Origin of the sequence: Pedobacter ginsengisoli (assembly GCF_030244015.1) — a bacterium.
In the GTDB taxonomy this organism is placed as follows: Bacteria; Bacteroidota; Bacteroidia; order Sphingobacteriales; family Sphingobacteriaceae; genus Pedobacter; species Pedobacter ginsengisoli.
Map to the genome: position 1 here is coordinate 689,082 of NZ_JASSYX010000003.1, position 18,578 is coordinate 707,659.

16 protein-coding genes are annotated in these 18,578 nt (G+C 45.2%); 13 read left to right on the top strand and 3 right to left on the bottom strand.

Features of this window, described 5'->3' with window-relative positions; genetic code table 11:
* The 5 genes from QEP08_RS15235 to QEP08_RS15255 all read left to right on the top strand — a co-directional run bounded on the left by QEP08_RS15235 (position 1) and on the right by QEP08_RS15255 (position 6,811).
* Positions 1–1,176: a 3-dehydroquinate synthase gene (locus QEP08_RS15235; RefSeq protein ID WP_285059296.1), complete on the top strand. Its 1,176-nt coding sequence runs from the start codon at positions 1–3 to the stop codon at positions 1,174–1,176.
* Position 1,177: 1 nt separating this feature from the next.
* On the top strand, positions 1,178–2,386 hold the full coding sequence (eboE, locus tag QEP08_RS15240) for a metabolite traffic protein EboE (RefSeq protein ID WP_285059297.1): 1,209 nt from the start codon (positions 1,178–1,180) through the stop codon (positions 2,384–2,386).
* 19 nt (positions 2,387–2,405) lie between these two features.
* Positions 2,406–3,761: an alkaline phosphatase family protein gene (locus QEP08_RS15245; protein ID WP_285059299.1), complete on the top strand. Its 1,356-nt coding sequence runs from the start codon at positions 2,406–2,408 to the stop codon at positions 3,759–3,761.
* A 228-nt stretch (positions 3,762–3,989) separates the two neighbouring features.
* Positions 3,990–4,385: a DUF1801 domain-containing protein gene (locus QEP08_RS15250; RefSeq protein ID WP_285059300.1), complete on the top strand. Its 396-nt coding sequence runs from the start codon at positions 3,990–3,992 to the stop codon at positions 4,383–4,385.
* Between the two features lie 50 nt (positions 4,386–4,435).
* Entirely contained in the window at positions 4,436–6,811 is a 2,376-nt protein-coding gene (locus tag QEP08_RS15255; RefSeq protein ID WP_285059302.1) for a phosphocholine-specific phospholipase C, read from the top strand.
* Here QEP08_RS15255 and QEP08_RS15260 read toward each other — a convergent pair.
* Positions 6,808–7,044 (bottom strand): isoleucyl-tRNA synthetase, encoded by a 237-nt coding sequence (locus QEP08_RS15260; RefSeq protein ID WP_285059303.1) that lies wholly within the window; start codon positions 7,042–7,044, stop codon positions 6,808–6,810. The two genes, QEP08_RS15255 and QEP08_RS15260, sit on opposite strands and share 4 nt — an antisense overlap.
* Positions 7,045–7,482: 438 nt before the next feature.
* Here QEP08_RS15260 and QEP08_RS15265 point away from each other — a divergent pair, with 438 nt between their 5' ends.
* On the top strand, positions 7,483–8,094 hold the full coding sequence (locus QEP08_RS15265; RefSeq protein ID WP_285059305.1) for a GNAT family N-acetyltransferase: 612 nt from the start codon (positions 7,483–7,485) through the stop codon (positions 8,092–8,094).
* 33 nt (positions 8,095–8,127) lie between these two features.
* Here QEP08_RS15265 and QEP08_RS15270 read toward each other — a convergent pair whose 3' ends face one another.
* Positions 8,128–9,801, bottom strand: a complete 1,674-nt coding sequence (locus QEP08_RS15270; RefSeq protein ID WP_285059307.1) for an FAD-dependent oxidoreductase — start codon at positions 9,799–9,801, stop codon at positions 8,128–8,130.
* Between the two features lie 369 nt (positions 9,802–10,170).
* Between QEP08_RS15270 and QEP08_RS15275 the strand changes: the two genes are divergently transcribed.
* The 6 genes from QEP08_RS15275 to QEP08_RS15300 all read left to right on the top strand — a co-directional run bounded on the left by QEP08_RS15275 (position 10,171) and on the right by QEP08_RS15300 (position 16,340).
* Positions 10,171–10,587, top strand: a complete 417-nt coding sequence (locus QEP08_RS15275; protein ID WP_285059308.1) for a hypothetical protein — start codon at positions 10,171–10,173, stop codon at positions 10,585–10,587.
* Positions 10,588–10,697: 110 nt separating this feature from the next.
* Positions 10,698–14,090: an isoleucine--tRNA ligase gene (gene ileS / locus QEP08_RS15280; protein WP_285059309.1), complete on the top strand. Its 3,393-nt coding sequence runs from the start codon at positions 10,698–10,700 to the stop codon at positions 14,088–14,090.
* Positions 14,091–14,095: 5 nt separating this feature from the next.
* Complete coding sequence (locus tag QEP08_RS15285) at positions 14,096–14,479, top strand: TraR/DksA family transcriptional regulator (RefSeq protein ID WP_285059310.1); 384 nt, start codon at positions 14,096–14,098, stop codon at positions 14,477–14,479.
* Positions 14,479–15,081, top strand: a complete 603-nt coding sequence (locus QEP08_RS15290; RefSeq protein WP_285059312.1) for a lipoprotein signal peptidase — start codon at positions 14,479–14,481, stop codon at positions 15,079–15,081. The genes QEP08_RS15285 and QEP08_RS15290 overlap by 1 nt, the downstream gene beginning before the upstream one ends.
* Before the next feature lie 81 nt (positions 15,082–15,162).
* Positions 15,163–15,867 (top strand): SIMPL domain-containing protein, encoded by a 705-nt coding sequence (locus QEP08_RS15295; RefSeq protein WP_285059314.1) that lies wholly within the window; start codon positions 15,163–15,165, stop codon positions 15,865–15,867.
* A 158-nt stretch (positions 15,868–16,025) separates the two neighbouring features.
* On the top strand, positions 16,026–16,340 hold the full coding sequence (locus tag QEP08_RS15300; RefSeq protein WP_285059316.1) for a hypothetical protein: 315 nt from the start codon (positions 16,026–16,028) through the stop codon (positions 16,338–16,340).
* Between the two features lie 175 nt (positions 16,341–16,515).
* Here the strand turns inward: QEP08_RS15300 and serS are convergent, their stop codons facing one another.
* On the bottom strand, positions 16,516–17,787 hold the full coding sequence (gene serS / locus QEP08_RS15305; protein ID WP_285059318.1) for a serine--tRNA ligase: 1,272 nt from the start codon (positions 17,785–17,787) through the stop codon (positions 16,516–16,518).
* A gap of 76 nt (positions 17,788–17,863) precedes the next feature.
* Between serS and rsmI the strand changes: the two genes are divergently transcribed.
* On the top strand, positions 17,864–18,571 hold the full coding sequence (gene rsmI, locus QEP08_RS15310; protein WP_285059320.1) for a 16S rRNA (cytidine(1402)-2'-O)-methyltransferase: 708 nt from the start codon (positions 17,864–17,866) through the stop codon (positions 18,569–18,571).
* Positions 18,572–18,578 lie beyond the last annotated feature (7 nt).

The following is an 18,578-nucleotide window of genomic DNA, read 5'->3' on the forward strand; positions in this document are numbered from 1 at the left end:
ATGAGTCATTTAAAACAATCGTTTAGTGTCAAATTTGAGTACAATGTTTACTTTACTTCATCGCTATTCGATACCGGCAACACTACTTTATCCAGTTTCTTCAAATCGCGCCCTTCCGACGCGCTGAAAAAAATATACTTTGTCATAGATCGGGGAGTCGCAGATGCGCATCCCGGACTGACCGCCAATATCAAAACCTTTTTTGCCAGCCAGACAGAAGTGGAACTCATTGAGGAGATCCTGATCGTCCCGGGTGGAGAAGCATCAAAAAATGACACCACATTATTTGATCAGATCGTAGCGGCGGTAGACCTGCACAAGATTGACAGGCATTCTTATATTGCCGCTATCGGCGGCGGCGCTGTGCTTGACCTGGTCGGCTATGCTGCTGCAGTCTCACACAGGGGCATCAAGCACATCCGCATCCCAACTACCGTACTATCTCAGAACGACTCAGGGATAGGCGTAAAGAATGGCATCAATTACAAACGCAAAAAGAACTTCCTCGGAACATTTGCCCCACCCGTGGCCGTATTCAATGACGAAGACTTTCTGGCCACATTAAGTGACAGGGATTACCGTGCAGGAATTTCGGAGGCCGTAAAGGTAGCACTCATCAAAGACGTTGAATTTTTCTACTGGCTGGAAGATCACGCCGCACAACTCGTGGCAAGAGACAAAGAAACGATGAACTACCTGATCAGGCACTGCGCAAAACTGCACATGGACCACATCGCCGGAGATGATCCCTTTGAAACAGGTTCTGCCCGTCCGCTCGACTTTGGCCACTGGGCCGCACACAAACAGGAACAGCTTAGTAATTTTAGTGTATTACACGGAGAAGCCGTAGCCATGGGCATCGCGCTCGACAGCGTCTACTCCTTCAAAAAAGGAATGCTCAGCGAAGAAAAAGCACAGCGGGTCCTAAAACTGCTGACCGACCTGAACTTTGGCATTACAGACCAGGTCATCAACATTAAAGATACAAACTCACCTATATTAAAAGGCCTTGCCGAATTTCAGGAGCACCTGGGCGGAATTCTTACCATTACCCTGCTTACCGATCTTGGCACAGGACAGGAAGTCCATGAAATGGACCATGAACTGCTCATAGCAGCGAGCAGTTATGTCGCCAAATACAGTCAGGATAAAAAAAGCTTAACTACAATTCACTAAAATGAAAGTAAATAGCGGCCATTTAACCTATTGCACCAATATCCATCCCGGCAGGAACTGGACAGAAGATTTTGAGCAATTACAAAAGAATTTCCCGCAGATCAGACAGGCTGTATCGCCTGACCAGCCAATGGGCCTTGGCCTGAGACTGTCCAATGAAGCAAGTCTGGCATTGAGCGAACAAACGACGCTCGATGAATTCAAACAATGGCTGAAAGAAAACGATACTTACGTTTTCACCATGAACGGTTTCCCTTACGGAGAATTTCACCGTACGGTGGTCAAAGCAGATGTACACACCCCAGGCTGGACAAGCGATGCACGCAAAACATACACCATCAGGCTGTTCCGCATCCTGGAACAATTGCTGCCTGAGGGAATGGACGGAGGCATATCTACCAACCCGCTCGGATACCGGCACTGGTATACTACCGCAGAAACGCTGAATGAAGCCAGGAAAACAGGAACCCTGAACGTAATCGAGGTGGTAAAGGAACTGATCCGTATCAGCAACGATACCGGTAAAGTATTGCACCTTGATATTGAGCCTGAACCCGATGGGATGATGGAGACCGGAAGAGAATTCATCGACTGGTTTGAGGGTGACCTGCTAAGCCTGGGCATCCCTGAGATCAGCAATGCATTCGACCTCAACGATACTGAAGCCGAAGCTCTGATCAGAAAACATGTCAACCTTTGCTATGATGTCTGTCACTTTGCGATAGGCTACGAACCTCATGAAGAGATTCTAAATGAGCTGGCCACAAAAAACATAAGCGTCGGAAAGATCCAGATCAGCGCGGCGCTAAAAGCGGACCTGCAAAAATCACCTGAAGAAAAACCACTCATCAAAAAAGCGTTTGACATTTTTAATGAACCCGTTTACCTCCACCAGGTAGTGGCCAGACAAAAAGACGGCAATCTTTTGCGCTATCTTGACCTTCCGGAAGCATTGGACGATTTTGAAAACGAAACTGTACAGGAATGGAGAGCCCATTTTCATGTCCCTATATCCATTAAAGAGATCGGCCTCCTTTCAACTACACAGGAAGACATCATTACGGTGCTGAACCTTCAAAAAAACAAGCCGTTTACCAATCACATGGAGGTCGAAACTTATACCTGGGAAGTTTTGCCGGAGCAGATCAAACTTCCGATCACCGAGTCGATCAGCAAGGAGCTGGACTGGGTGATCAAACAACTGGCATAATACCAAATACCCATTCAAGATGAAGAAAACTGTAGTTATAGATGTTGTTGGCCTGTCCTCAAACCTGATTGGGGCCCATACCCCATTCCTGGAAAGATACACCAAAGCAAAAAACCTTCATACCATAGCTCCTATGCTGCCTGCGGTCACTACTGCTGTGCAGTCTACTTATCTGACCGGAGCAACACCGTCTGAACATGGCATTGTGGGCAATGGCTGGTATGACCATACCGATGCAGAAGTTAAATTCTGGAAGCAGTCCAACAAACTGGTACTGGCCGACAAGATCTGGGATAAAGCCAAAAAAGAAGACCCTAATTTTACCTGCTCCAATATGTTTTGGTGGTACAACATGTATTCCAACGCAGATTATTCGGTAACACCGAGGCCAAACTACCTGGCCGATGGCAGAAAAATGCCCGACTGCTACTCAGAACCCGCAGAACTCAGAGATACCCTCCAAGATAAGCTGGGCCAGTTTCCGCTTTTCCAGTTCTGGGGACCCGGAGCAAACATCAAATCCACCAAATGGATTGCCGATGCCGCCGTTATCACAGACGAACTCTACAACCCTACCCTGACACTTATCTATTTGCCGCACCTGGATTACTGCCTGCAAAAATTCGGACACGACTTTAGTAAGATCAGCAAAGAGCTGGGTGAAGTGGACGAAGTGGTCAAAGACCTTGTAGCCCATTACGAAAAACAGGGTGCCAACATCATTATATTATCTGAATATGGTATCGTCCCAGTTAGTCAGCCGATACACCTAAACCGCATTTTCAGACAAAACAAGCTGCTTCAGATCCGCATTGAACGTGGCCTGGAACTTCTGGACGCAGGCGCTTCAAAAGCCTTCGCAGTTGCCGATCATCAGGTGGCGCATATTTACATCAACGACGCGTCCGTAAAAAACCAGGTAAAAAACATCCTTGAAAAAACACCGGGTATAGCCCTGATCCTAGACGAAGCAGGCAAGAAAGAATATGGAATAGACCATGCCAGAGCAGGTGATTTCGTCGTTGTTGCCAAACCTGAAAGCTGGTTTACCTATTACTTCTGGCTGGACGATGCCGTAGCGCCGGATTATGCGCGCTGTGTAGACATCCATAAAAAGCCGGGCTATGATCCCGTGGAAATGTTCATGTCTTCCAAACCACGCGCCGCCTACAAGCTGCTCCGCAAGAAAGCTGGTTTCCGGTACGTGATGGATGTCATTCCTTTGGATGCCACACTCATTGGCGGTTCTCACGGCAGTGTCGATACGCCAAAGGAATTTCACCCGGTACTGATCACCGACCCTGCGTTAAATGCTGAAGACAAAAAAGCCACGGACGTTTACGAGGTGATCTGGAAAGCGCTGACAAAAGCATAATGTATGCCGTGCTCCTGGCACTGCATTCCCTTGTCAGCCAGCTGGTGCTGCTATGCCTGCTTTTTGCAGTTTTTTTCTGATAAACCACTGTTAACTCCTTTCCTCCGCCATTCTCCGCTATTTCTGCGCTAAATCACCGCATCAGCACCGCTAAAAGTACTTTTTAGCGCAGAACTACCGCAGCAGGTACGGAATAAGTGCGCAACTTTTCATAACTTAGTTATCAGCATGATAAATAAAGATATACAGATATATAACGATTCGCAGTCAGCAGGTGACCAGGAAATCTGCGATACACTTTCCAGAGAAATCGACAAACATCTGCCTGACGCAGAAAATAAAATCTGGCATGCACACCCGGTCTGGTTTTTAGATGGAAACCCTATAGTCGGGTATAGCAGGTTGAAGGCGGGTATCCGTTTGATGTTCTGGAGCGGAGCGGATTTTGGGGAGGAGCAGCTGAAAATAAATACGGGAAAATTTAAAGACGCATCTATCGGATACAGCTCTGTAAATGAAGTCAATCCAAAAGATCTCGAACGCTGGATAGCCAAATCCAGAGAAATACAATGGGACTACAAAAATATTGTGAAGAGAAAAGGAGTGCTGGAACGTTTAAAATAAAATCCCATCTTTAAGTCCCGATTTATTCCTTAACACACCCCCTGTCCTGTATGGATTCAAGAAGAGAGTTTTTAAAAAAAGCTGCATTACTATCCGGCGCGGCCGGCCTGCCAAATGTGATCCCGATGTCTGTTCAAAAGGCAATGGCCATTAGCGCAGATCCCGGCAGCACTTTTTACGATGCGGAACATGTAGTGATCCTGATGCAGGAGAACCGTTCCTTTGACCATATGTTTGGCAAAATGAAGGGTGTGCGTGGTTTTAACGATCCAAGAACCTATACCCAGCCCGACAAAAATAAGGTATGGCTGCAAAAAGATGCCGAAGGCAACACTTATGCCCCCTTTCACATTGACATCAATAGGACCAGGATCACCTGGCAGGGCGGGCTGCCCCATTCATGGAACGATCAGCTGGCTGCCCGAAACGGGGGAAAATATGACAAATGGGTACCGGTAAAGTCGCTGATGTGCATGGGATATTATGACCGTAAAGACGTGCCCTTTTATTATGCCATGGCCGATGCCTTTACGATCTGCGACCATAATTTTTGCTCTTCTCTTACTGGAACAACCCCCAACCGGCTGTTTATGTGGACAGGCAACATCAGGCCTGAGCTGAACGGCACATCCGTAGCTGCCGTCAACAATTCACAGGCCGAGTCCCGCGATGACGTGTATGTAGACTGGGAAACTTTTCCTGAAGTGCTTGAAGACAATGGCATCAGCTGGAAGATTTACCAGAACGAGATCTGGACGAGTGATCTGCAGGGTGACACGGTAGACGACTGGCTGGGCAATTATGGCGACAATGCCATAGAATATGTGAAGCGGTATAATGTCAGGCTATCGGCCTGGTTTAGAAAACACGGCGATCCAAAGAAAAAACTAACAGCAAAAGAGGTTAGAGAGAAGTATGAGGCCCTGACGGCGAGAGAGAAAAATCTGATAGATAAAGCCTTTGCCACCAATATCAATGCACCTTTCGATTACCTGGAGCTCGCACCGTTTAACTATACGGATGACCAGGGCCAAAAACAAAGCCTGAACATTCCCAAAAATGACATCTTCTACCAGTTCAGGGAAGATGTGGATAAGGGCAGGCTGCCCGCTGTATCCTGGCTGGTGGCCCCGCAGCGTTTTTCCGACCATACCAGTTCTCCGCTCTATGGAACCTGGTATGTTTCTGAAACGATAGACATTCTTACAAAAAATCCTGAAGTATGGAAAAAGACAATCTTTATCCTGACCTATGATGAGAATGACGGTTATTTTGACCACATCCCGCCTTATGTGGTGCCCAAACCCGGAGACACGGACAGCGGAAAGGTTTCACATGGTATGGATACGGCCGCAGATTACGAAACAAATAAAGACAGTCCTATTGGTCTTGGCTACCGCGTGCCGATGCTGATTGCCTCGCCCTGGAGCAAGGGTGGTTATGTCAACTCACAGGTCTGCGATCATACCTCTACGATCATGTTCCTGGAAAATTTCCTGAGCAAAAAAACAGGCAAGAAGATCAGGAGCAATATGATCAGCAGCTGGCGCCGTGCCATCTGCGGCGACCTGACCTCAGCTTTCCGGCCCGCTCATGCGGAAGCTACGGGTATGCCGCCGCTTCCGGACCGAGATGAAGTGGTTACAGGTATACAGAATGCAAAGAACAAGCCGCCGCAGTTAAAGCCTGATCCACTTTCTGCCAGGGAAATAGATAAGATCAACAGCTTTCATCCTTTTCAGAAGGGTGCATCCACCTTTATGCCGCAACAGGAAAGCGGCACCAGGAGAGCCTGTGCACTGGGTTATCGTCTTTCTGCAGATTGCTGGCTTGATCCGGCAAAAAAAGAGGTGGTCATTCATCTCTCAACAGGAAGTACCGGACATTTGCGGCCTATGCCTCTTGGCGCTCCGTTCAGTGTTTATACGCCGGAACTCTTCCGGAACGCGGCAGGAAAAACATGGTCTTATGCTGTGGCAGCGGGGGACAGGCTGGCTGACCATTTTAGTCTTCAGGATTTTGAAGGAAGCCGTTACCACCTTTGTGTAAACGGACCAAATGGATTTTTCCGCAGGTTTAAAGGCTCGGCAGAGGATCCGGGCCTGAGGATCATCTGCGCGTATCAGCCTAGGTTTCTTGGCGCTGGATCTTCGGGAAATCTGAAAGTGTACTTTGAGAATGACGGGGACACCCCTCTGGAAATACTGATTGCTGACGATGTATATCAAAATATCAGACCAGTCTCCGTTAAAATACCGTCCAAAGGCAGTAAAAGTCTAATTATTGACCTGAAGAAAAGCCAGGGTTGGTACGATTTAAAAATATCTGTAAAAGGAAACGAAGGCTATCTGAGGCAATACGCCGGACATGCGGAAAAAGACGGCGAAGACTCAGTTACTGATCCGTATATGGGCGGGATAGTTTAGTTTTCTTCCTGTTTTTCAGGATCAAGCTCAACACAGCCTTCCTTGTCTTTTTTAGCAAAAAGAATAGGATAAAGGAACATCAATGCCCCGGCTACAAAGAAAATACCGGCGAGTGTCAGCATCAGGTTGCTGGACGGCGCTCTGTTTTCACTCATTATCCGATAAGCAACCAAGGCCCCTACTCCGAGTATAAAGGCTATCACAGCTTTTTGAAGTTTTAATCTTTTGATCATTGTGTTGCCTGTTAAGTAAAAACTACCAGTTATTTAACAAAAATCAATCCATAATATATACAATATCAATTCTGGTTTTTGTAAACACACATCAGTATGCTAAAAAACTGAGGGGCAAGCAGGAGCGTGAAACTCGTGTTTGCCCCCTCGTCTATGTTGTGCCTGCCCTACGCGGATCACCCGCTCACAGGACTTTTTTTCAGAATTGAGCAGTTCTTTTATTAGTAACAATTTAGCCATTCTGAAAGTTTTAAACGCAATAAACTTTTAAACAATTCCACATCATGTGAACAATATCATCCTGAGTTATTTCTTTCACGTATAATAATTTTGCTATTTCAGTTTTTGAGACGGCGTGTTCTACCGGATGATTTTTTAACTCCTGAAAATTAATGTTTTTCAGGCACATATCTATTCATTAAATTTACCCGCATGGACATGCCTGTTTTGCAAGGAAAATTTATAAAACTCGAACCGCTTGGTCTTGATCACGCCGATAGCCTGGCTGAAGCGTCGGCTGGCAATGAAGTTTTATATAAATGGACCCCGGTCCCACAGGGTAAAGCCGCCGCTGTCAATTACATCAAAACAGCTATTGCGATGAGAGATGCCGGAACCTCGATGCCATTCGCTATTGTAGGCCAGCAAGACGGACTTTTTAAAGGATCGACCCGCTTCTGGAACATGGAATACTGGCCATGGCCGGAGGGCCATCCCAGGTTTGCAAATAAAGCCCCGGATGCTTGTGAGATCGGCCATACCTGGCTAACGCGATCGGCGACAAGGACAGGCATCAATACAGAAGCCAAATTATTGCTGCTTACCCATGCCTTTGAAATATGGGGGGTACTCCGTGTTTGTCTGCATACAGATGTGCGCAATGAGCGATCAAGGGCCGCAATCGAGCGCATCGGCGGCAAGCTGGAAGGGATACTCAGGGCACATAAAATGAGTACTGACTTCGTCCCAAGAGATTCTGCCCGGTATTCTGTCTTAATCGATGAATGGCCCCTTGTAAGAGAAAAGCTGACTGCATTGTTAAACAGGTAACTGTCATGTATCATCCCTCAATAGTTTCATAACTTACCTGCTAAACCGCAATTTCTGATTCCGCTTTAATAAGACCTGTTCCAGTTTTTCGTAGCGCACATCCTGAACGGCAACCTGATCATCGATAGCAAGTACTGCTGCTGCTGCGGCAGATTCCCCAAGAATCATAAATACCGGCTCCATTCTGGCGGAACCATAGGCGATGTGTGAACTGGACAAGCAGACCGGGACCAGCAGATTTTTGCATTCAGATTTTTTTGGAACAATGGCACCGTATCCGATACTGTAAGGTCTCGGAGCCTTTACTCCGATGTCTCCTTCATTCTGCACAAATCCTTTGTCTGTCACATAGCGTTGGGTGTTGTGTGAATCCAGGGAATAAGAGCCCATCCCTATGGGCTTAAGCACTTCTTTTTTGCCCAGCACTTCATTTTCAGTCATTACATAATCGCTTACCATCCTTCTGGCTTCTCTGATGTAAAGCTGGTGCGGCCAGTTACCGTTGTCTTTAAATTCATCTCTGGAAAGTCCCCAGGTCTTTAAGCGGTTTTGCAGATTTGCGGGTACCCTCGGATCTGTGATCATAAAGTAATACAGCCCTTTCTGATAATTTTCGTGTGCTTTAATGATCTTCTTGCGCTGTGCGTAAGAGGCCTCGGGATAATCATAATTCATTCCGATATAGTCTGTACTGAAAGGGCCATGATTATTGGTATCTGTTTTTCGGTTGGGGATGTCATCAAATTTATCAAAAAGCTCATTCCAACCGCTTTGAAATACCCTGGCCAGCAGTTCATAATTTAACGGATCATAGCCATCAGGCTTAGGAAAAGCAACCCGGTTATCCGGATGATCGGTCAGGCACATCCTGAAGCAATAGGCCTGAAGTTTGTTGTCGCCTGAGCCGTTAATACCCGGTTTCTCAGCGGAAATACCTGCAAGCAGACCGCTTGCCGGATTCCCGGGAATTTTGTAAGGATCTACATCCTTTTTAAAATGATGCCCATGCTGAAATACTCCTGTTTGAATGCCATTCCATTCCTCGCCATATACTGCGCTCGCTTCGCGTCCAATGTGATAACTGACACCAGCAGCCGCCATCAGGTCTCCCTCATAAGTAGCATCAATGAACATCCTGCCTGTATAAATTTTTCCGCTCAGGGTTTTGATTGAAACAATCCGCCCGTTTTTCCTGACTACACCGTTCTTCCTGTTCAGCCATTCATTTCTATAGACGGTGATCTTATTTTCTTTTATAAAATCCTCCATAATCTTTTCGGCAACATGCGGCTCAAAGATCCACATGGTACGCTCCTTTCCATCCATGGCAGGTGTTCCCTGTCCTTTATTTCCGTATTCTTCTTTTTTTTGCCACATCCAGGCATCCTGTTGCTGATAATGCATATAAACCCGGTGATAAAACTCCCTGGACAAACCACCGATCACTTCCTTATTGCCTGTATCCGTAAAGCCCAGCCCGCCGGATGACAGCCCCCCAAGGTGCCGGTCAGGGCATACGATGATCACTCGTTTACCGTCTTTAGCTGCCCTTACGGCAGCGGTTACTGCCGCAGAAGTCCCGCCATAAATGACAATGTCTGCTCTATAAGCAACAGGTGCGCGGGCAAAAGGCACTGCCCTGCTCTCCGCATAGATCAATATCAGCAGTAAAATGAGGAAGGGCCTGGTTGAAAAAGTGTTTGTCATATCGGGATTGTTTATAGAAGTGTTAATGTAATAATTATTGTTGATTTTTAAAGGGGTGCTATGTCAACACATTGCTGAATTTCGTACGCTGTACAATTTCCCCATCTCGTCGTTTCGTGTATTTAGGCGACATTTTTTTAATTGGCCTACCCTTTGCATTAACCAATATGTCCGGGGAGGAAATTTTATATAAAATGAGGGCAAAGTCGAGGGGGAGAGAAAGAGAGCTGTGAGGGTGAAATTCCGGGAACGGGGATGGATGTTGTTAGGGTTACATTCATCCCCACGGCCTGGAATTAAAGTCGTTAAATCAAATCTTTTGTAGCGTTTTAAAGGTTTGATACGTATTGGTATTAAAATCTAAATGCCATGTACAAAGCCGCTTTGATATGCCTGTGCGCAGTCCTGTTTATAGCCTGTGATAAAAAAGACGCTTCAGAGTGTCCTGATTTAATCTGCACGGAGAGTTTTGCAATGGTAACTTTCAGCTTCACCAATAAAGATGGTGTCGGTGTGGGTATTAAAAATTACAGCGCGGTAAACCAAAGAACAGGTGATACCATTAAAACCGCCGGCATAGCAAGCCTTAGCCTCACACCGGGCACTTATGTGGTGGTGGATGACAATTATGTTAAAAAACTGTCAGAGGAAGGAGATGACATTAAGGTCTCCGGGACCCTTGAAGCCACCAATCAGACCAAAACGGCAATTCTAAAAGTTTCCGGTGGTAAATGTGCCTGCCACATCGAAAAAATATCTGGCCCTGAGAAGGTTGCATTTGACTAGCGCGTCTTCTAAACTGTATTGGTAAATATGTAAAACAGTTTGCTGCATACTTCGATTTCTCAATCAAAAACCTTAACTTTGCATCCTTAATTTTTGGAGATACTTGATTGATGTATAGGGAATTTAAACAATTAGAACTGGCTAAAATAGGGGAAGAGATACTTGAGTTCTGGAAAGCGGAAAACATATTTGAGAAAAGCATTTCTACCCGGTCAAAATCGAACCCGTTTACTTTTTATGAGGGCCCGCCTTCCGCTAATGGAATGCCTGGTATCCATCATGTTATGGCCCGTGCTATTAAAGACATTTTCTGCCGTTATAAAACCATCAAAGGATTTCAGGTAAAACGAAAAGCCGGGTGGGATACTCATGGCCTTCCTGTGGAGCTGGGTACTGAAAAAGAGCTGGGCATTACCAAAGAAGACATTGGCAAAACCATTTCTATAGAAGAATACAACGAAGCCTGTAAAAGGACGGTAATGCGTTACACAGATGTGTGGAACGATCTGACTGAGAAAATGGGCTATTGGGTAGATATGGACGACCCGTACATTACCTACAAGTCAAAATACATGGAGTCGGTATGGTGGCTGCTGAAACAGATCTACGATAAAGGATTGTTGTATAAAGGCTATACCATTCAACCTTATTCGCCAAAAGCAGGTACGGGACTAAGTTCTCATGAGGTGAACCAGCCTGGTGCATACCGGGATGTAACGGATACAACCATTGTGGCGCAGTTCAGATCTTTGCCCGAAACATTGCCCCCATTTTTAAATGATTTTGGCGATATTCATTTGATGGCATGGACTACTACTCCATGGACACTGCCTTCCAACACAGCACTGACCGTGGGTCCTAAAATTGATTACGTGCTGGTAAAAACTTTTAATCAGTATACTTTCCTGCCGGTAAATGTGATCCTGGCAAAAAATCTGGTTGGCAAGCAGTTTAACAAAGTTTATTTTGAATCTGCGGATGCTGAGGCTTTTAGCAGCTTTGCTGCAGGAGATAAGAAAATCCCCTATCAAATCCTGACAGAATGTAAGGGTGCGGACCTGGTTGGTATTAAATACGAGCAGCTTCTTCCTTATGCATTACCTTACCAGAATCCGGAAAATGCTTTCCGGGTAATTTCCGGTGACTTTGTGACTACCGAAGACGGAACAGGTATCGTGCATACGGCACCTACCTTTGGCGCTGATGATGCTAAAGTGGCGAAGGAAGCAATTCCTGAAGTGCCGCCGATGCTGGTTTTGGATGAGAACGGAACACCGGTCCCACTGGTGGACCTGCAGGGAAAATTCACTTCCCATTTGGGTGACCTGGCCGGAAAATATGTTAAAAACGAATATTATGATGAAGGTGAGGCTCCGGAGAAATCTGTAGACGTAGAGATCGCTATCCGTCTGAAAGAAGAAAATAAAGCGTTTAAAGTTGAGAAATACGTGCACAGTTACCCGCACAGCTGGAGAACTGATGAGCCGCTTTTATATTATCCGCTGGATTCCTGGTTCATCAAAGTAACTGACATCAAGGACAGGATGTTTGACCTGAATGAGGCCATCAACTGGAAACCAAAATCGACAGGAGAGGGCCGTTTTGGAAACTGGCTGAAAAACGCGAATGACTGGAACTTGTCCAGATCGAGGTACTGGGGGATCCCGTTGCCGATCTGGAGAACTGAAGACAAAAGAGAAGAAGTGCTGATCGGTTCTGTGGAAGAACTGTATAATGCTATAGAAAAATCGATAGAAGCCGGCCTGATGAAGGAAAACCCCTTCAAAGGATTCGAAATCGGCAATATGTCGGAAGAAAACTACGACCTCGTTGACCTGCATAAAAATGTGGTCGACGGAATTGTGCTTGTTTCTCCATCCGGAAAACCGATGAACCGTGAAAGCGACCTGATCGACGTCTGGTTTGATTCCGGGGCCATGCCTTATGCGCAATGGCATTATCCTTTTGAGAACAAGGATAAGATCGATGAGAACAAGGATTTTCCCGCTGATTTTATAGCTGAGGGTGTAGACCAGACCCGTGGATGGTTTTATACTTTACACGCCATAGGGACATTGGTATTTGATAAGATTGCTTACAAAAATGTAGTTTCCAACGGACTTGTATTGGATAAGAACGGGCAAAAGATGTCCAAACGTCTGGGAAATGCGGCCGATCCGTTCAAGACCCTGGAGGAGTACGGACCGGATGCCACCCGCTGGTATATGATCTCCAATGCAAACCCATGGGACAACCTCAAGTTTGACATCGAGGGAATAGCCGAAGTTCGCCGTAAATTCTTTGGAACGCTATACAACACTTATGCATTCTTTGCTTTGTATGCAAACATTGACAAGTTTGAAATAGACCATAGTAATCCGACTCCGGTCGCTCAACGCAGTGAACTGGACAGGTGGATCTTATCGCTGCTGCAAAACTTAATATCTGAAGTGGATGAAAGCTATGCGGCTTATGAGCCAACCAGGGCTGCCAGGGCTGTTCAGGCTTTTGTGGATGAACACCTGAGCAACTGGTACATTCGCTTATCGCGCCGCCGCTTCTGGAAAGGAGAAATGACCGAGGATAAGAAAGCAGCATATGAGACTTTATATGCCTGTCTGACCAGCATTGCACAACTGATGTCTCCTATTGCGCCATTCTTTGCGGACTGGTTGTTCCGGAACCTGACTGCCGGGGATGCGGAAAATAAATTTGAATCTGTGCACCTGACCATACTTGCTCCAGCTGATACTGTACTGATAGACAATGAGCTGAATGAGCGCATGCGTCTGGCACAGAACATTTCCTCAATGGTATTGTCCCTCCGTAAAAAGACAGGCATAAACGTACGTCAGCCGCTGGCCAAAATCCTGATTCCGGTACTGGACACCAAGTTTGCTGAGCGGGTAGCGCTGGTGAAAGAACTGATCCTTTCGGAAACCAATATCAGGGATATTGAGTACATTACAGATACTGCTGGTTTCATTACCAAAAAGATAAGACCAAATTTTAAGGCACTGGGACAAAAGGTAGGCAAGGATATGAAGGCAGTTGCACAGGCCATTTCAGAATTTAACCAGGATGACATCGCAAGATTGGAAAGCGAAGGCCAGATCGGGGTACTTGATGGCAGATACAGCATCCTGCCTGCAGATGTGGAAATTATGGCTGAAGACATTCCCGGATGGCAGGTGACCAGTATGGGCACTCTGACAGTGGCGCTGGACGTTACCGTAACTGAAGAACTGAAGCAGGAAGGGCTGTCGCGCGAACTGATCAACAGGATCCAGAACTTAAGGAAAGAGTTAGCCTTTGAAGTGACCGACAGGATTACAGTGACTTTACAGAACCATAATTTGATAACCGGGGCTGTGGAGAAAAATAAGCATTACATTTGCACGGAAATTTTAGCGGATGATGTTAAATTAACAGAATCTTTAGATAAAGGAAACAAAATAGTAATCGATGATGTTGAACTACAAATTTTGATTGCACAACAATAAATATTATGGAAAAAGCTACAAAAACCCGGTACTCGGATAGTGAACTTCAGGAATTCAAAGAATTGATCCAGGATAAGCTGCGTATGGCAAGAGAAGAATTTCTGGACCTTTCACGCTCGTTGAGCAGTCCAAATTCTAACGGTACAGAAGACACTTCAGGAACATATAAAACGCTTGAGGATGGTTCCGCTACACTTGAAAAAGAACAATTAAACCAGCTGGCCGCGCGTCAGAAAAAGTTTATCGAAAACCTTGAAGCTGCGTTGGTTCGCATCGAAAACAAGACTTATGGCATTTGCAGGGAAACCGGTAAGCTGATCCAAAAGGAACGTCTGCGTGCGGTACCTCATGCTACATTGAGTATGGAAGCTAAACTGAAGCAGTCGTAATGAAGGGATATACAAAACCTTTAATCATTATCTTTCTCGTATTGCTGGCTGATCAGGTTCTGAAGACCTGGATCAAAACCAATATGTATATCGGTCAGGAATTTAAGATTTTCGGCAATTGGTTCATCATTCATTTTACGGAGAACAATGGGATGGCTTTTGGTCTTGAGTTTGGCGGTGAATTTGGCAAGCTTGCCTTGTCTTTATTCAGGATTGCTGCTGTCGCGGGGATCGGCTATGGACTGCATTACCTGATCCAGAAGAAATACCATAGGGGACTGATCTTAAATGTTGCCCTTATATTTGCAGGGGCATTGGGAAATATCATTGACTCTGTATTGTATGGTGTGATCTATGGTTATGCTGGTTTGTTTCATGGCCGGGTCGTAGATATGTTTTATTTCCCACTGCTGGAAGGCGTATTCCCGGCTTGGGTGCCGATATGGGGAGGTGAGGATTATATATTTTTCAGACCTGTATTTAATATTGCTGATGCGGCTATTTCTGTTGGCGTAGTGATTATCCTGATCTTCCAGAAATCTTATTTTAAAGAAGAAAGCAAAGAAGAAATAGGACCTAATAATGAGGTAGTTGAGGATTAACCTGCACAATATTTAAATTTTGTTTATGGAATTGGTATGATATTTACATCTGTCTTTCAAATACACAAAAGAACATTTATTATGAAAAAGTTAATGACCCTTGCCTTTGTTGCCTTATTTAGTGTAAGTGCTCTGGCGCAACAAGTAGATTTACGCAGGAAGATCAATGTAAGTGGATCTGCGGAGACTGAAATTACCCCGGATATCATTTATATCAGTATCTCATTAAAGGAATACCTTAAAGACAACAACAGCAAGAAAAAAGTAGACATTACTACACTGGAAAATCAGTTGTATGCCGCAGTTCAAAAAGCCGGTGTTGACAAGGAGAATCTAATGATCAATAACCTGTCAAGTTTTTCATGGGCTACTGAGAAAAAGAAAAACCCTGATTTTCTGGCGAGCAAACAATATCGCCTGAAGGTTTCTGACCTCAATAAGTTCAATGATATCATTGGTGCCATTGACGCTAAAGGGATTGCTTCTACCAACATAGAGAGTTACGATTACTCCAAAATTACAAGTCTTAAAAAAGAGCTAAAGATTCAGGCACTGCAGGCCGCCAAGGCTAAGGCGACTTACCTCGTTGAAGCATTGGGTGACAAACTGGGCGGCGCAATAGACATACAGGAGATCGAAAATCAGGTTTATCCTCAGGCTATGTATCGTTCGAACGTAATGATGAAGGCCGAAAGTGCTGACATGGCTGGTGCGGCAGCTCCCGATATAGATTTCAAAAAGATTAAGTTAAACTATGTAATGAATGTAGTTTTTGAGATCAAATAAGGATCAGTGACTACAAGAGTAGACAGTTTTAATTCAGAAACATTTAAAAAACCTATCAAACAGCTTTGGTAGGTTTTTTGTTAATACAGTTTTGATCGATAAACAATGATACCTGTGCAGCAGGCTTCATGGCAATTAAAAAACAAATCTAAAACATCATGAAAAAATTAATTTACTCTTTAACACTTATTTTTGCGCTTACTATTAGTGCAAATACAGTTTCTGCCGCAGGCAATGCTGACAAGGTTAAAACTGAAATGACCGCTGAACAGAAGATCCAGCTGAAGAGAATTACTGACCGCGTGGAAGAAATCAGAGCTATGGATAAGTCAAAATTGACCAGGGATGAGAAGAAAGCATTAAGAAGCGAATTGAAAAATTTAAAACAGGAAGCCCGCGCAATGAGTGGCGGTGTTTACCTTTCTGTTGGAGCAATCATTATCATCATTCTGTTGCTGATCCTTATACTTTAATATTAGCTAGCTATATTATTAATATCATATCATCCATCTGCTTATCAAAAACGAAAAGCCCCGGTTCATCACCGGGGCTTTTTTATGCTTGTCTATTTAGGCTCTTGTCGTTGTGCCTTGCCGTCATTGTTCCTCGCAATGACGATTCTGCGATCCTGACCTTTAAACTTTCGTATTAATCAATATACTCGAAGCCTGTGTACCTGACCAGTGCTTCAGGGATCTTAATTCCTTTATCGGTCTGGTTGTTTTCCAAAATAGATGCTACTATACGGGGTAATGCCAAAGCACTTCCGTTTAGCGTATGCGCCAGCTGCGTTTTGCCAGTTGCCCCTTTGAATCTTAGTTTAAGCCTGTTGCTCTGGTAGGTCTCAAAATTAGAAACAGAAGATACTTCCAGCCAGCGTTGCTGGGCCGCACTCCATACTTCCATATCATAAGTCATGGCAGCCGCAAAACCCATATCGCCACCGCATAGACGCAGTACACGATAATGCAGTCCAAGTTCCTGCAACAGGGACTGAACGTAAGCACTCATCTGCTCCAGGACCTCATAGGATTGATCCGGATGAACAATCTGAACCACCTCCACTTTATCAAATTGATGCAGCCTGTTTAAACCCCTTACATGCGCACCATAAGATCCTGCTTCACGGCGAAAGCATGGGGTGTAGGCTGTATTTTTTATCGGCATTTCTTCCTCTTTAAGGATCAGATCTCTATAAAGATTGGTCACCGGAACCTCTGCCGTAGGAATGAGATAGAGATTGTCTATACCTGCATGATACATTTGTCCTTCTTTGTCCGGCAGTTGTCCTGTGCCAAATCCCGATGCCTCATTGACCAAATGCGGCACCTGCATTTCCCGGTATCCTGCTGCTGTGGCATGATCCAAAAAGAAATTGATCAGGGCCCTTTGCAGCTTTGCCCCTTTGCCTTTGTACACAGGAAATCCTGCACCGGTGATCTTTGTCCCCAACTCAAAGTCAATGATGTCATATTTGGCGGTAAGCTCCCAGTGTGGCAGTGCACTAGCCGGCAGTTCCGCGGGTTTCCCGTGTGTATAAATCGTTTCATTCTCCTCAGCTGTGTTGCCTGTCTTTACCAGCTCATGCGGCAGGTTTGGCAATTGAACAATAAGGTTATGCAATTGGGTCTCGGTATTTGCCAGCTGGTCTGACAGTTTTTTATGTTGTTCTTTATTGCTGGCGGTTTCACCTTTCAGCGCCTCTGCCTGCTCTTTTTGACCGCTGCGCATCAGTTCGCCGATCTGTTTGGCACTGGCATTGGCTATTGCCGAAAGATTATCCAGGGAGGTTTGAACCTGTCTGCGTTCTTCATCAATTCTGATGATTTCATCAACCAGTTCAGGTTGTTTAAATTGACGTACACTCAGTCGCTCTAAAACTTTCTCTCTATTTTCGCGGATATAATTAACTTGCAGCATTATTTTATTTTTTGCACAAAGATAAGAACTTAACTCGTTATTGCGAACCCGGCTTGGCAATCGGACACTGAATAATATGGAAGGCAAACTATTTCTTGTACCAACGCCCATAGGTAATCTGGAGGACATGACCTTCAGAGCGATCCGCATACTAAAGGAGGCTGATGTGATCCTCGCAGAAGATACACGCACCAGTGCGCCTATGCTGAAGCACTTTGGCATAGACAAAAAGGCGTATTCGCACCATCAGCACAATGAGCACCAGGCTACTTCGGAGATCATCAAATTTCTGAAGGAGGGTAAAAATGTAGCGCTGATCTCTGATGCGGGAACCCCTGCAATCTCTGATCCTGGCTTCTTCCTGGTTAGAGAGGCGATAAAGAACAATCTCCAGGTGGAGTGCCTTCCTGGGGCCACAGCATTTGTCCCTGCGCTGGTCAACTCCGGTCTGCCTTCTGACAGTTTTGTATTTGAAGGATTCCTGCCGGTAAAAAAAGGCAGGCAGACCCGGTTTAAAAAACTGGCTGAAGAAGAAAGGACTGTTGTACTCTATGAAAGTCCGCACCGCTTGCTGAAGACACTGGAAGAGTTTATGCAGTACATGGGCCCTGACAGACAAGCCTCTGTTAGCCGGGAACTCACCAAACTGTATGAAGAAACAGTAAGAGGAACTTTGACAGAGATAAAATCACACTTTGAAAACAATATATTAAAAGGGGAATTCGTAATTTGTATTGCCGGAGCTGAAGAGGTAAAAAAGAAGACAAAATATGACCGTGATTAATTGGGTG